This is a genomic window from Streptomyces sp. NBC_00829 (genome assembly GCF_045161795.1).
Classification (GTDB): domain Bacteria; phylum Actinomycetota; class Actinomycetes; order Streptomycetales; family Streptomycetaceae; genus Streptomyces.
Genome location: NZ_CP108867.1, coordinates 6,224,263 through 6,239,401, shown reverse-complemented (window position 1 = coordinate 6,239,401; position 15,139 = coordinate 6,224,263). Strand labels below are relative to the sequence as shown.

At 69.1% G+C, this 15,139-nt stretch carries 11 protein-coding genes; 7 read left to right on the top strand and 4 right to left on the bottom strand.

Annotated features, from left to right (window positions below; genetic code table 11):
• Positions 1–29: 29 nt before the first annotated feature.
• The 3 genes from OG293_RS27720 to OG293_RS27710 all read right to left on the bottom strand — a co-directional run bounded on the left by OG293_RS27720 (position 30) and on the right by OG293_RS27710 (position 2,984).
• A complete protein-coding gene (locus OG293_RS27720; RefSeq protein WP_406001502.1) occupies positions 30–1,019 on the bottom strand; it encodes a DUF3068 domain-containing protein in 990 nt (329 codons plus the stop codon).
• 12 nt (positions 1,020–1,031) lie between these two features.
• The gene (locus OG293_RS27715) at positions 1,032–1,169 is read right to left on the bottom strand and encodes an SPW_0924 family protein (protein ID WP_406001501.1); all 138 of its coding nucleotides are present in this window, start codon (positions 1,167–1,169) and stop codon (positions 1,032–1,034) included.
• 156 nt (positions 1,170–1,325) lie between these two features.
• Entirely contained in the window at positions 1,326–2,984 is a 1,659-nt protein-coding gene (locus OG293_RS27710) for a lytic murein transglycosylase (protein ID WP_406001500.1), read from the bottom strand.
• Positions 2,985–3,195: 211 nt separating this feature from the next.
• Here OG293_RS27710 and OG293_RS27705 point away from each other — a divergent pair, with 211 nt between their 5' ends.
• The gene (locus OG293_RS27705; RefSeq protein ID WP_406003730.1) at positions 3,196–4,053 is read left to right on the top strand and encodes a DUF4184 family protein; all 858 of its coding nucleotides are present in this window, start codon (positions 3,196–3,198) and stop codon (positions 4,051–4,053) included.
• A gap of 30 nt (positions 4,054–4,083) precedes the next feature.
• On the opposite strand, the gene polA is transcribed toward OG293_RS27705, so the two are convergent.
• Complete coding sequence (polA, locus tag OG293_RS27700; protein WP_406001499.1) at positions 4,084–6,792, bottom strand: DNA polymerase I; 2,709 nt, start codon at positions 6,790–6,792, stop codon at positions 4,084–4,086.
• Positions 6,793–6,882: 90 nt separating this feature from the next.
• Here polA and OG293_RS27695 point away from each other — a divergent pair, with 90 nt between their 5' ends.
• The 6 genes from OG293_RS27695 (at position 6,883) to OG293_RS27670 (ending at position 15,138) form a co-directional block, all read left to right on the top strand.
• The gene (locus tag OG293_RS27695) at positions 6,883–9,156 is read left to right on the top strand and encodes an FdhF/YdeP family oxidoreductase (protein ID WP_406001498.1); all 2,274 of its coding nucleotides are present in this window, start codon (positions 6,883–6,885) and stop codon (positions 9,154–9,156) included.
• 80 nt (positions 9,157–9,236) lie between these two features.
• A complete protein-coding gene (locus tag OG293_RS27690) occupies positions 9,237–9,707 on the top strand; it encodes a PaaI family thioesterase (RefSeq protein WP_406001497.1) in 471 nt (156 codons plus the stop codon).
• A gap of 54 nt (positions 9,708–9,761) precedes the next feature.
• Positions 9,762–10,178, top strand: coding sequence for a hypothetical protein (locus OG293_RS27685; protein WP_406001496.1), 417 nt, complete (start codon positions 9,762–9,764; stop codon positions 10,176–10,178).
• Positions 10,179–11,052: 874 nt separating this feature from the next.
• A complete protein-coding gene (locus OG293_RS27680) occupies positions 11,053–12,285 on the top strand; it encodes a branched-chain amino acid ABC transporter substrate-binding protein (protein ID WP_406001495.1) in 1,233 nt (410 codons plus the stop codon).
• Between the two features lie 91 nt (positions 12,286–12,376).
• A complete protein-coding gene (locus OG293_RS27675) occupies positions 12,377–13,306 on the top strand; it encodes a branched-chain amino acid ABC transporter permease (protein WP_406001494.1) in 930 nt (309 codons plus the stop codon).
• Between the two features lie 5 nt (positions 13,307–13,311).
• A complete protein-coding gene (locus OG293_RS27670; protein ID WP_406001493.1) occupies positions 13,312–15,138 on the top strand; it encodes a branched-chain amino acid ABC transporter permease in 1,827 nt (608 codons plus the stop codon).
• Position 15,139: the final 1 nt, after the last annotated feature.

Below are 15,139 nucleotides of genomic sequence, written 5' to 3'. Positions count from 1 at the left end.
GGCATGTCCTCAGGCGTCAGCGTCAGGCGTCAGGCAGGAACGGGCTCCGGGTCGCGTGTCCCGGCAGGAGCCCGGGGCCGGCGGCTGCGGGCCTCCAGGACGAGCGCGAGGGTGAGCAGTCCGCCGCCGAGGACGAGGAAGCCCCATGGCAGATACGAGGTCATCAGCAGCACCGTCCGCCGGTTGGACGTGACCAGCCTGACGGTGGAGTCCACATAGTCGGGGCGCATCTTCACATGCCCGGCGAAGGCGGTGACCTTGTCCCGGCCGCCGAGGAGCGTGCCGCCGCGCAGCTCCTCCCGGTGGATCTCCTCGCCGTTCACGGGACCGCCGGTGACCGGGTCGACCCAGAACATCCGCTTGGTGGTGTACCAGCGCGTGGTGCCGGTCTGCTTCTCCAGCACGCTCGCGTCGATGCCGGGCATGGGCATCTTCTTCGGGTACGGCACCTTGGTCCACGGGATCGTCTGCTCGAAGTAGTAGACCTCGAGCCCGCGGAAGGTCCGTGTCCCTTGGTAGTGGATGGGCGCGGAGGTCCTGGCCTGGGCGTCGAAGTACTCGTAGTCGCGTTTCTCGGTGAGGAACGGCCACTTGAACTCGATGCCCTCGCGCCGTACGGCGTCGCCGTCGACCATCTCACCGGTGGCGTGCACGGGCGCCTGGCTGTGCGCGTCGAAGATGTAGCGCTCGGGGATCGCGGAGACCATCTTGCCGTCGGGGCCCTGGACGTAGGAGAGCGAGTCCCAGACGACGACATCCCGGCCGGCGCTGCGCTCGATCTTCTCGGACTCCTCCACATTGCCCTTGAGCGTCTGCACGATGGTGATCTTCTCGACCTGTCTTGGCTGCATGGTGCCGTAGTCGAGCAGGGTCGCGGGCTTCGCCTCCAGCACCATCTCCTGGTACTGGCCGGGCGGGATCTTCACCAGCCGTGGGAAGGCGTACCAGCGCAGCAGAGGCGCGAGCGCGGCGAAGAAGACGGCGAAGGCGAGGAGTACGAGGCTTGCTCTGCGGCGCACGGTCCGTCCCTTCTACTTCTTGGGGCCGGGGACGGTGGTGAGCAGCGGCTTGGGCGAGGTCTCACCTGGTGGCGCGCCGACGGCCGAGATACCGACGACAAGGACGAGGGCTGCCGCGAGCCCGATGGCGGCAGCGACGAGGGCGCGCATGCTCGGCCTCCCGGGAGCTCGGATCTGATACGGCGTCAGGGCGGGGGCACCGTAGCAACGGAGTCGCAAGATGAGAACACGTAGCACCGCCCCTGTGCCGGACGGGCGGCTCAGGGGCGGTGCAGCGGGCGTGCGCGGTGGTGTGCGTGCTGAGGGTCAGGCCGCCGGCGCGGCGACCTTGAGCTCGACGGTGACGGTGGCGCCGCCGTCGGTGGTGAGGCGGAGCAGGAAGGTGCCGCTCTGGTCGTCCGCGAAGATCTTCGGGAGCTTCAGGACGCCGTTGGCGTCGGTCTTCAGGCCGGTGAGGGTGCGGACCGTCTTGCCGTCCGCGTCCTTGAAGAAGGGGCCCTTGTCGTTCACGGCCGGGTTGTCCGCGGCGGTGACCATGGTCGCGGTGACCTCGACGCCCGGGGCGACGGCGCCCTTGTAGGTGGCCTTGACCACGCAGACGTCCGCGAACTCCGTACCCGGAGCGGCTGTCAGGACCTTGTCGTCGGTCCGGGCGATGGCGTCCGCCGCCCGGACGGTGACGGTCGCGGCGAAGTCGACGGCGGGCACGGCGCGGACGGTCTGGACCGTGGCCCGGAGGGTGAAGGAGCCGGTCTTCTCGCCGGCCTGGAGTGCGGGCGAGGCGACGGTGCCGTCGGCGCCGGTCTTCAGGACGGCGCTCGCCGACCCGTCGGCGAAGCGGGCGTCGGTGTCACCGACGATCTCGAAGCGGACGCTCTGCGAGGGGACGGTCTTGTCCGCGGAGTTCTTCACCCGCACGGTGGCCCGGCCGGTGAAGGCGTGGCCGGCCATGGCGGTCAGCTCGCCGGTGCCCACGCGCTCGATACGGGTGACAGGCGCCGGGGTCGGCGTCGGGGTCGGGGTCGGGGTGGGCGAGGGCGAGGGAGTGCCGCCGCCGGGCTTCGACGGTGTGGGCTTCGGCGTCCGGGTCGGCGTGGGCACCGGCGTGGGTGTGGGCGTCGTGTGCTGCGTCGAGTTGGGGCTGTCGGGCACGTTGGAGACCGGCAGTACTCCGGTGCCGTCCGGAACCTCGTGGGTGCCGCGCTTGTAGTACTCGAACCAGGACAGGACCGTCCGCAGATACTCCTGCGAGTGGTTGTAGCCGAGGATCGCCTGGTCACGGTCGGCGGCGACGGCGAGGTCCCTGTTCCCCGCGCAGAGATAGCGCCCGGCGGCCAGAGCCGCGTCGTAGATGTTGTTGGGGTCGCGGCGGCCGTCGGCGTTGCCGTCCTGGCCCCATGTCTCCCAGGTGGAGGGGATGAACTGCATCGGGCCGACCGCGCGGTCGTGCGTCGCGTCGCCGTCGTAGGCGCCCTTGTCGGTGTCCGAGATGTTCGCGAAGCCGACGCCGTTCAGGACGGGGCCGAGGATCGGCGAGAGGGTGGTGCCGTTGGCGTCGACCTTGCCGCCGCCCGCCTGGCCCGACTCCACCTTGCCGATGGCGGCGAGCAGTTGCCACGGGACGTGGCAGCCGGCGTCGGTGCCCGCGATGGTCTGCTCGGCCTGCTTGTAGGCGGCGAGGACCGTGGCCGGTATGCCTGATTCGGTCGGGCCGTTCGCGGGGAGATTGATGGACGTGCCCGGCTTGTCGGGGGTGTTCAGCGGCGGAAGGTCCGTGTAGTACGGGGAGTTGCCGGTGACCGGAGTGCCGGGTGGCGGGGTCGAGTCCGAGGCGCCCTGACTGTCGCCCACCGTGGTATGCGTGACGCCGGGCGCCTGAGAGGCGGAGAGTGCGGCCACAGCGGCCGCGGCTACAGCAGTGGTGGTCGCTCCCCTGCGCAGCCGGCGGCCGAATTGCGCTGCCATACGTCTGTTCCCTCCCCGAAGTGGCTGTCCGCGCTCCCCAGCGCCGGACTCAGGCGACCCTACGGCAACTACGGGCCCCAGAACACCGGCCCTTGACCGTTTTTCACCACTTCGCCATCTCCGCGTCGTCCGCAGTCTGCAGTTCGAACCCGAAGTTCGAACCTCGCGCATACTGGCGGAGTTGATCGACAAGGACTCCGGGGGCACGACCATGCCGTTCACACTGAGCCACGCCGCGGCGGTGCTGCCGGGCATCCGACGCGACGGGACCGCACGCGGTCCGCTCGTCGCGTCGGCACTCGTCACCGGATCCTTCGCCCCCGACATCACCTACTTCGCGGACAGCGCGATCCCCGGCGCCATGGAGTTCGGCGACTTCACTCACTCGCCGGCCGGTGTCGTCACCGTGGACACGCTGATCAGCGCGGCTCTGGTGGGACTGTGGCTTCTGCTGCGGGAACCGCTGCTGGCCCTGGCGCCGCGAGCGTGGCGCGGCAGGGCGTACGCGTTCGTGCGGGGACAGCAGTGGCGGGGGCGTGGACCTGCGGGTCTGGCCGCCCTGTTCTACCTCTCGGCGGCCCTCGGGGCGGCCACCCATGTGGTGTGGGACAGCTTCACGCATCTGGACACGTGGGGCACGCGAGTCTTCCCGGTGCTCGGCGAGATCATCGCCGGCTTCCCGTTGTATCTGTACTTCCAGTACGGCGGCTCGGCGATCGCCCTGCTGTGCATCGGCTGGTTCACCTGGACCGCGCTGCGTCGTACGCCCCGCTCACCGGTACCCGTGTCGCTACCCGTGCTGCGTCGGCGGGAGCTCTGGTGGGCCGCCGCGCTGCTGGCGGTGTGCATGGCGGGCGGAATCCTGCACCGGTGTCTGCGCTTCTATGCGTACTGGGGAGAGATCCGCACGCCCCTCGACATCATTCCGACAGCCTGTTTCGGGGCAGGCGCAGGGCTCGTCCCGGGGCTGGTGCTGTACGCCGTGGGAGTGCGGCTGCTGCACCGCTCCCGCGATGCGAGGACCGAGCCTCCCCGGCAGCCGGTGCACTCCGGTACGACATCGCGCTGATTGCGTACCGGAGCGCCGCACGGCTGCGGATCAGTGGGCCGCGGACTCCCAGTCCGCGCCCACGCCGACCGAGACATCCAGCGGCGCGCTCAGCGACACGGCCAAGGACATCTCCCCGCGGACCAGTTCCTCCACCTGCTCGCGCTCGCCCGGCGCGATCTCCAGCACGATTTCGTCGTGGACCTGGAGCAGCAGCCGGGACGAGAGTGCCGCCTGCCTCAGCGCACGGTCGACCTTGAGCATGGCGACCTTGACGATGTCCGCCGCGGTGCCCTGGATCGGGGCGTTGAGCGCCATCCGCTCGGCGGCCTCACGGCGCTGGCGGTTGTCGCTGTTCAGGTCGGGGAGGTAGCGGCGGCGGCCGAGCATCGTCTCGGTGTAGCCGGTCACCCGGGCCTCGACCACCACGCGGTGGAGATAGTCGCGCACGCCGCCGAACCGCTCGAAGTAGGTGTCCATCAGACCGCGTGCCTCGGCGGGCTCGATGTTCAGCTGCTGCGAGAGTCCGAACGCCGAGAGGCCGTACGCCAGTCCGTAGGACATCGCCTTGATCTTGCGGCGCATCTCGGCGTCGACGCCGGACTTGTCCACGCCGAACACCTGGGAGGCGACAGTGGTGTGCAGGTCCTCGCCGGACGCGAAGGCCTCCAGCAGGCCCTCGTCCTCCGACAGATGCGCCATCACCCGCAGTTCGATCTGGCTGTAGTCGGCGGTCATCAGGGACTCGAAGCCCTCGCCGACGACGAAGCCGCGGCGGATCGCCCGGCCCTCGTCGGTGCGTACCGGCACGTTCTGGAGATTCGGGTCGGTGGACGAGAGCCGGCCCGTCGCCGCCACGATCTGGCTGAAACTGGTGTGGATCCGGTCGTCCGGCGCGACCGTCTTGATCAGGCCCTCGACGGTGACCCGCAGCTTCGCCTGCTCACGGTGGCGCAGCATAAGGACCGGCAGCTCGTGCTCGGTCTGCGCGGCCAGCCAGGCCAGCGCGTCGGCGTCCGTGGTGTAACCGGTCTTGGTCTTCTTGGTCTTGGGGAGGTTCAGCTCGCCGAAGAGGACTTCCTGGAGCTGCTTGGGCGAGCCGAGGTTGAACTCGTGCCCCACGGAGGCGTGTGCCTCCTTCACGGCCTGCTGCACGGCGCCGGCGAACTGCTGCTCCATGGCCTCCAGATGGGGGCGGTCCGCCGCGATGCCGTGCCGTTCCATGCGGGCGAGCAGCGCGGAGGTGGGCAGCTCGACGGCGTGGAGCAGTTCGACGGCGCCGACCTCCGCCAGCCGGTCGGTGAACACCCCGCCGAGATCCAGGACGGCCCGTGCCTGGGCCATCAGGGCGTCGGCCTCGGCCTGTTCGTCGGCGCCGAACGCGAGCTGGCCGTCGGCGGCCGCCGGGGCGAGCTCGCGGCCCAGATACTCGACGGAGAGCGCGTCGAGGGCGAAGGAGCGGCGGCCCGGCTTGACCAGATAGGCGGCGAGTGCGGTGTCCATGGTGACGCCGTCGATGGTCCAGCCGTGCTCGGGGAAGACCCGCATCGCGTTCTTCACGTTGTGCATGATCTTCGGACGGGCGGCGTCCGCGATCCACTCGGCGAAGGCACGCTCGTCCGCTTCGTTCAGCTGGGAGGGGTCGATCCAGGCGGCCGGGCCGCTCGCCGCGGCGAGCGCGATCTCGGTGACGCTGCCGGTGCCGAGCTCCCAGGTGTCGGCGGTGGCCACGCCGAGCGGCGCCGTGGCGTGCTCCTGGAGCCAGTCGGCGAGCTCGCCGGTGCCGAGCACGGTGCCTTCCAGCTCGACGCCTGCCGCGGGGGCCGGTGCCTCGTCCTCCTCCGCGCCCGGGTCCACCGCGAGGAGCCGCTCGCGCAGGCTCGGGTTCCTGATCTCCAGGACCTCCAGGAAGCCCTTGAGCGCGGTCCTGTCGTACGGGGCGCGCTCCAGGTCGGCGACGGACTTCTCCAGCTCGACGTCCCGCACCAGCTCGGTGAGGTGGCGGTTGAGCTTCACGGACTCCAGGTGGTCACGCAGGGCCTGCCCGACCTTGCCCTTGACCTCGTCCGCGCGCTCCACCAGCTCGGCGAACGACCCGAACTGACTGATCCACTTCGTGGCGGTCTTCTCGCCGACGCCCGGAATGCCCGGAAGGTTGTCCGACGGGTCGCCCCGGAGCGCGGCGAAGTCCGGGTACTGCTGGGGAGTCAGTCCGTACTTCTCCTGGACCTTCTCCGGGGTGAAGCGGGTCAGCTCGGAGACGCCCTTGGTGGGGTAGAGCACGGTGGTGTGCTCGCTGACCAGCTGGAAGGAGTCCCGGTCGCCGGTGACGATCAGCACGTCGAAGCCGGCTGCCTCGGCCTGGGTGGCGAGGGTGGCGATGATGTCGTCGGCCTCGAAGCCGTCCACCGCGAACCGCACGGCGTTCATGGTGTCCAGGAGCTCGCCGATCAGCTCGACCTGACCCTTGAACTCGTCGGGGGTCTTGGAGCGGTTGGCCTTGTACTCGGGGAAGTCCTGCGAGCGCCACGTCTTGCGCGAGACGTCGAACGCCACCGCGAAGTGTGTGGGCGACTCGTCGCGCAGCGTGTTCGCCAGCATCGACGCGAAGCCGTAGATGGCGTTGGTCGGCTGGCCGGTCGCGGTCGTGAAATTCTCCGCGGGCAGCGCGAAGAACGCCCGGTACGCCAGGGAGTGCCCGTCCATGAGGAGCAGGCGCGGTCGGTTGTCTGCGATCTTCTTCGATGCCGTCTCAGCCACGTCCACGATCCTGCCACGTACCACTGACATTCCCGACCGTGACAGGATCTGCTGCGTACCGCAGCAGACGCAGGCTCAAGGGAGAGCGCGATGGCCACCAAGCCGCCCGCAGGTGATCCGGTCCAGGACGCGCCGCAGATCGCGCCTCCGCAGCATGCGGCGGCCGGTCTCCCGGCGATCGGGCACACCCTGCGCATCGCACAGCAGCAGATGGGCGTGCGCCGCACCGCGCAGACCCTGCTCAAGGTCAACCAGAAGAACGGCTTCGACTGTCCGGGCTGCGCATGGCCCGAGGAGGACAAGCGGCACACGGCGGAGTTCTGCGAGAACGGTGCGAAGGCCGTCGCCGAAGAGGCGACGCTGCGCCGGGTGACGCCCGACTTCTTCGCCGCCCACACCCTCGCCGACCTCGCGTCGCGCAGCGGGTACTGGCTGGGGCAGCAGGGCCGTATCACTCAGCCCATGTACCTCCCGGAAGGCGCCGACCGGTACGAGGTGGTGACCTGGGAGCGGGCCTTCGCGATCATCGCGGAGGAGCTCACCGCGCTGGCCTCGCCCGACGAGGCGCTCTTCTACACGTCGGGCCGCACCAGCAACGAGGCCGCGTTCCTGTTCCAGCTCTTCGCCCGCGAGTTCGGCACCAACAACCTCCCCGACTGCTCCAACATGTGCCACGAGTCCTCGGGCTCGGCGCTCACCGAGACGATCGGCATCGGCAAGGGCAGCGTCTCGCTGGAGGATCTCCACCGGGCGGATCTGATCATCGTCGCCGGGCAGAACCCCGGTACGAACCATCCCCGCATGCTCAGCGCCCTGGAGAAGGCCAAGCATGAGGGCGCGAAGATCATTTCGGTGAATCCGCTGCCCGAAGCCGGTCTGGAGCGGTTCAAGAATCCGCAGACCCCCCAGGGCATGCTCAAGGGGACGGCACTCACCGACCTCTTCCTGCAGATCCGCATCGGCGGTGACCAGGCGCTCTTCCGGCTGCTGAACAAGCTGATCCTTCAGACCGAGGGCGCGGTCGATGAGCAGTTCGTGCGCGAACACACCCATGGCTACGAAGCGTTCGAGGCGGCGGCCCGTGCCGCCGACTGGGACGAGACGCTCGCCGCGACCGGGCTCGGCCGCGACGAGATCGAGCAGGCCCTCGCCATGGTCCTCGCATCGAAGCGCACCATCGTCTGCTGGGCGATGGGGCTCACCCAGCACAAGCACTCCGTGCCGACCATCCGTGAGGTGGTCAACCTCCTGCTGCTGCGCGGCAACATCGGCCGCCCCGGCGCCGGCGTCTGCCCGGTGCGCGGGCACTCCAACGTCCAGGGCGACCGGACCATGGGCATCTTCGAGCGGCCCGCCCCGTCCTTCCTGGACGCGCTGGAGAAGGAGTTCGGCTTCGCTCCGCCGCGCCACCACGGATTCGACGTCGTACGGTCCATCGAGGCGCTGCGCGACGGCGAGGCCAAGGTCTTCTTCGCCATGGGCGGCAACTTCGTGGGCGCGACGCCGGACACCGAGGTCACCGAGGCGGCCATGCGCCGGGCCCGTCTCACCGTCCATGTGTCGACGAAGCTGAACCGCTCGCACGCCGTGACCGGCGCCCGGGCGCTGATCCTGCCCACCCTCGGCCGCACCGACAAGGACATACAGGCGGGCGGGCGGCAGGTGGTGACCGTCGAGGACTCGATGGGCATGGTGCACGCGTCCCGCGGCAATCTCGCCCCCGCGAGCCCGCATCTGCTCTCCGAGCCGGCGATCGTGGCCCGGATGGCGCGTGCGGTGCTCGGCCCGGCGTCGGCGACGCCCTGGGAGGACTTCGAGAAGGACTACTCGGCGATCCGTGACCGTATCGCGCGCGTGGTGCCCGGTTTCGAGGACTTCAACGCGAAGATCGCCCGGCCCGGCGGCTTCGCGCTCCCCCACGCCCCGCGCGACGAGCGCCGCTTCCCGACGGCCACCGGCAAGGCGAACTTCACCGCGGCTCCGGTGGAGTACCCGGAGGTACCGCAGGGCCGGCTGCTGCTGCAGACCATGCGCTCGCACGATCAGTACAACACCACGATCTACGGCCTCGACGACCGCTACCGCGGCATCAAGGGCGGTCGCCGGGTCGTCCTGGTGAATCCGCAGGACGCCCGCGAGCTGGGTCTGGCCGACGGCTCGTACACCGATCTGGTCAGCGAGTGGAAGGACGGCGTGGAGCGGCGTGCCCCGGGCTTCCGGGTGGTGTTCTACCCGACCGCGCGCGGCTGTGCGGCCGCGTACTACCCCGAGACCAATGTGCTGGTGCCGCTGGACTCCACCGCCGACATCAGCAACACCCCGGCCAGCAAGTCCGTGATCGTCCGGTTCGAGCACGGGGAATGAGACCTCCCGTCTAAGCGTTCGCTCAGGCATCTGATAAGACGGTGCACACAGCACACGTACCGAGATCGGAGCCGGGCCCCATGGGCGAGCAGAGAACCGTGAACTTCCCGCAAGAGGTCATCGACGAGTACGCCGAGCTCGGGGTCGACCTGCCCGCGCTCTTCTCGGCCGGGTCCCTGGGCGAACGCATGGGCGTGGAGATCGTCGAGGCCTCGGCGGAGCGCGTGGTCGGCACGCTGCCGGTCGAGGGCAACACCCAGCCGTACGGACTGCTGCACGGCGGGGCGTCCGCCGTGCTGGCCGAGACGCTCGGCTCGATCGGTTCGATGCTGCACGGCGGCAGCACCAAGGTCGCCGTCGGCGTGGATCTGAACTGCACGCACCACCGTGGCGTCCGCTCCGGCACGGTGACCGGGGTGGCCACCCCGGTGCACCGCGGCCGGTCGACGGCGACGTACGAGATCGTCATCACCGACGAACGGGACAAGCGGGTGTGCACGGCACGGCTGACGTGTCTGCTGCGGGACGCGGCGGGGCCGACCGGGTTCTGACCGCTCCCTCCCGCCCGTTGTCCTTCCCCTCGGCGGCGGTCTAGCGTGCCTCGCATGAGGCCAGGATCGTCGCCGAGGGGCGCGGGATCGCTCGTGTGCGCGTTCGCGCTCACCCTCGCCTTGGCCGGCTGCGGGAGTGGTTTCTCCTCAGGTTCCTCCTCAGGTTCCTCCACGCAGCCGCGGCCGTCCCCCGCACCCGGCACGACATCGCCCCAGACCCTGTGCTCCAAGCTGATCTCACACTGGGCACGGGTCGTCGTCGACGGCGGCGCGCAGGCCGATCTCGACTATCAGGCCATGGGCCTGTCGGGCGGGCAGAACGAGATCCTGCTGGCCGTGGTGGCCGCCGCCCGCACCGAGGAACGCACCCAAGGGCGCCCTGCCGCAGAGAAGTTGATTGACCGTCAGGCGAGCGGCAGATGCGCGGAGCGCTATCGAGACGGAGATCCGACAGGCGGCCCCTGGCAATGAGCGGAGTGGGCCCGGTCGAGCCGGGCGAGGACACCTGCGCCTCCGACGACGCGCTCACCGCTCCGGGCGACCGGTGGCCACCGGGACGCCTCCACACCTTCGCGAACCGCCATCGCCGCGCCGCCGTCGCCGCCGCCGCGGCGATCACGCTGACGGCCGCGGCGGCCTGGCTGTACGCGACCCGGCCGCTCCCGCCGCCGCCTCCCCCGACCCCCTGGCCCGCCCAGGCGGTCGCCCTCGCCTACACCGGGCCCGCGCCACCGGCTCACGGACGGCACAGGTTCGGCTTTTCGGTCACGGTCACGACGACCGCCGGACCCCCGGTAACGGTCGAGCGGATCACCCAGCCCTCCCAGGCGCTCACCGTCGCCTCCGAGCCCGCCGCCCCCTTCACTGTGAGTATCGGGAAGCCACATACCGTAATCGTGCGGATTCGTGTCTTGGATTGCCAAAAAGTGGCACGGAATGCCGGACTCCCGTTCCTCGATGTAACGCTGCGTAATGCGCACGCAATGCAGCAACAGAGCTTCATTCTGGGCGAGCACTACGCCGCGGACCTGGCCAGAGCTATCGGCACCCAGTGTCCTCACGATCCAATGTCAGTACCCAAAGTAACTAACAGTCCTGCACGTTCTCAGTATGTGGACTAGACGAAACGGCCCGTATTCCCCCGTTCCACCCTCGAAGTTCCGCTATGCATTAAGCCGTGGCATAACAAGAGCGTCACGCCTTGGCCAGACCACTCCTCGATGCCCTTATTCCCCGCTTAGAGTCACGGCCAGTCACCGCGCCACCGGATTACCTTCAGTTCGGTTCCCGCGCTCGACTCGGTACGTCCCAGGGGGGACGGCCGTGCCAGGTGAAAGGACTGATCGTGCGTCAACGTTCGCTCATAGCCATTACGGCTGCGCTCGCCGCGGGAGCCCTCACGCTCACCGCTTGCGGTTCACGCGACGACAAGAACAGCAATGCCGAGGGCGGCGCCGGGACCACGGTCGTCATCGGCATCGATGCACCGCTGACCGGTGAGCTCTCCGCTCTTGGACTGGGCATCAAGAACTCCGTGGACCTCGCGGCCAAGCAGGCCAACGCGAAGAAGACCGTCCCCGGCGTCACCTTCAAGGTCGAGGCATACGACGACCAGGCCCAGCCGTCCTCGGGACAGCAGAACGCCACCAAGTTCGTCGCCAACAAGGACGTCCTCGGTGTCGTGGGCCCGCTGAACTCGTCGGTCGCCGAGTCCATGCAGAAAGTCTTCGACGACTCCAAGCTCGTCCAGGTCTCGCCGGCCAACACCAACCCGGCCCTGACCCAGGGACCGAAGTGGAACGGCGGCGAGAAGGCTCGTCCGTACAAGTCGTACTTCCGCACCGCGACCACGGACGCCATCCAGGGCCCGTTCGCCGCGCAGTACCTCTTCAACGACGCCAAGAAGAAGAAGGTCTTCGTCATTGACGACAAGAAGACCTACGGCGCCGGTCTGGCCGCCACCTTCAAGGCCGAGTTCACCAAGCTCGGCGGCACTGTCGCCGGTGAAGAGCACGTGAACCCGGACACGAAGGACTTCGCGGCCGTCGTCACGAAGATCAAGAGCTCCGGCGCCGACGTCGTCTACTACGGCGGCGAGTACCCGGTCGCCGGCCCGCTCAGCAAGCAGATCAAGAAGTCCGGCACCGCCATCCCGCTCGCCGGCGGCGACGGCATCTACAGCGCCGACTTCATCAAGCTCTCCGGCAAGGAGGGCGTGGGCGACCTCGCCACCTCCGTCGGTGCGCCGGTCGAGACCCTTCCGTCGGCCAAGGAGTTCGTCGCCAACTACAAGGCGGCCAACTACAAGGAGGCCTTCGAGGCCTACGGCGGCTACTCGTACGACTCCGCCTGGGCGATCATCGAGGCCGTCAAGAAGACGGTCGAGGCCAACGACGGCAAGCTGCCGTCCGACGCCCGCGCCAAGGTCCTCGAGAACATGCAGGGTGTCTCCTTCGAGGGCGTGACCGGCAAGGTCTCGTTCGACGAGTTCGGTGACGCGACCAACAAGCAGCTCACGGTCTACAAGTACGAGGGCGCTGCCTGGAAGCCCGTCAAGTCCGGCACCTTCGCCGGCTGACCTCGGCCCGCACACCAACCAGCCGCGCGGGGCGCTGCAAACAAGCGCCCCGCGCGGTGTCACATCCGTCGAAAGACTCGGAGGACCTGCGGTGCACGAACTGCCGCAACAGCTGGTCAACGGCCTGCTACTGGGATCCATGTACGGGCTCGTCGCCATCGGCTACACGATGGTTTATGGCATTGTCCAGCTCATCAACTTCGCCCATGGCGAGATCTTCATGACCGGTGGCTTCGGAGCCCTCACGGTCTGGCTCATCCTTCCCACCGGCACCACCATGTGGCTCGCGCTGCCGCTCATGCTCATCGGCGCGATCATCGTCGCCACCACCATCGCGGTCGGAGCCGAAAGGTTCGCCTACCGTCCGCTGCGCGGCGCGCCACGCCTCGCCCCCCTCATCACCGCCATCGGCCTCTCGCTCGCGCTTCAGCAGGCGGTCTGGGCCTGGTACCCCGAGGCGAAGTCCTCCCGCACGTTCCCCGAGATTCCCGGCGGACCGTTCCACATCGGCAACGTCACCATCCAGACCGGTGACATCTTCCTGCTGATAGCCGCCCCCATCTGCATGGCGATCCTGGCCTTCTTCGTGATGAAGACCCGCACCGGCCGCGGTATGCAGGCCACCGCGCAGGACCCGGACACCGCCAAGCTGATGGGCATCAACACCGACCGCATCATCGTGGTCGCGTTCGCCCTCGGCGCCGCCTTCGCCGCCGTCGGAGCCGTCGCGTACGGCCTCAAGTACGGCGAAGTCAACTTCCGTATGGGCTTCATCCTCGGCCTCAAGGCCTTCACCGCGGCCGTCCTCGGCGGCATCGGCAACATCTACGGCGCCATGCTCGGCGGCCTCGCCCTCGGCATCGCCGAGACCATGGCGACCGCCTACATCAGCGACATCCCCGGCATGCAGCAGCTCGGCGGCCAGTCCTGGGCCGACGTCTGGGCCTTCGTACTTCTCATCGTCGTGCTCCTCGTGAGGCCACAGGGCCTCCTCGGCGAGCGCGTCGCGGACAGGGCGTGACACCGATGACGACTCAGACCACCACCGCGGACACTCCGCAGGTCCCGGCCGGCACCGCACAGACCGGCCTCGTCTCCCTCCCCCCGCACATCGGGCGCGCTCTCGCGACCGGTGGCGGTGCCCTCACCGTCGTCTCGTCCTTCCTCGCCTGGACGTGGACGGCCGCCTTCCCCGGCGACCTCACCGTCTACGGCTACCCGGGCGGACTCCAGTGGCTCGTGCTCATCGCGGGTGTCCTGACCACGCTGTTCGGGCTCTCCTCGTACGGCGTGAAGGGTCTGCGCTGGCTGACGCCGGCGGGCGCGGACAGCGCCATCAAGCTCGCGGCCCTCGGCGGCTTCGCCACCGCCTGGTTCACCGTGACCGCGATCAGTTACCAGCTCGGTGGACTGGCCAACCTGGAGCCCGGCGGCTTCATCGCCGCGCTCGCCACCCTTGCCGCCCTCGTCGGCGCCCTCGCCCTGCCGTTCGAGCGCCCCGCGCCGGACCCGGTGGACCCCGAGGACTCCGCCTGGGACCAGAGCAAGCAGCGCAGGCGCAACGGCCGGGCCAATTTCAAGGCGGCCTTCGCCACCGGCACCCTGGCTCCCGCCCGCAAGCTGCCCTCCTACGTCGAGATCCTGATCATCGTCGCGGCTCTCTCGGTCGGCCTGGTCGTCTTCACGTACGGCATCGGCACCGAGTACGACGAGCTCTTCATCGGCTTCCTGATCACCGCGGGCTTCGGTTTCGCGGCGGTCGCCAAGTCCGGACTGATGGCGCGTGTCTCGGCCATCACCGCCCGCCACCGCAACGTGACCATGGCGGGTGCCTTCGCCGCGGCCGCCGCCTTCCCCTTCACCCAGTCCGACGACCAGTACGCGACCATCGGCGTCTACATCCTGATCTTCGCCACGGTCGCCCTGGGACTGAACATCGTCGTCGGCCTCGCGGGCCTGCTCGACCTCGGATACGTCGCCTTCCTCGGTGTCGGCGCCTACGCCGCGGCCATGGTCTCCGGCTCGCCCTCGTCGCCGTTCGACATCCACCTCCCCTTCTGGGGAGCGGTCCTGGTCGGCGCCACCGCGTCCATGGTCTTCGGCGTCCTCATCGGCGCCCCGACCCTGCGACTCCGCGGCGACTACCTGGCCATCGTCACGCTCGGCTTCGGTGAGATCTTCCGGATCACCGTCAACAACCTCGACGGCACATCCGGCCCGGACATCACCAACGGCTCCAACGGCATCTCCTCGATCCCGAACCTGGAGATGTTCGGCTTCGACTTCGGGATCGAGCACAGCCTCTTCGGCATCACCATCGGCCGATTCGCGAACTACTTCTTCCTGATGCTGCTGATCACCCTGATCGTCGTGGTGGTCTTCCGCCGCAGCGGTGACTCCCGCATCGGCCGCGCATGGATCGCGATCCGTGAGGACGAGACCGCGGCACTCGCCATGGGCATCAACGGCTTCCGGGTCAAGCTCATCGCGTTCGCCCTCGGCGCCGCTCTCGCCGGCCTCGCGGGCACCGTCCAGGCACACGTCACCTACACGGTGACGCCGGAGCAGTACCAGTTCGCGCACGTCGTCCCGCCGAACTCGGCGTTCCTGCTGGCCGCGGTCGTCCTCGGCGGCATGGGCACCATCAGCGGACCGCTCGTCGGCGCCGCCCTGCTCTACCTGATCCCGGCCAAGCTGCAGTTCCTCGGCGACTACCAGCTCTTCGCCTTCGGCCTCGCGCTCGTCCTTCTGATGCGCTTCCGGCCCGAGGGACTCATCCCGAACCGGCGCCGCCAGCTGGAATTCCACGAATCCGCGGAAGCGCCCGCAGTCCTCAGCAAGACAGGGGCCTGAT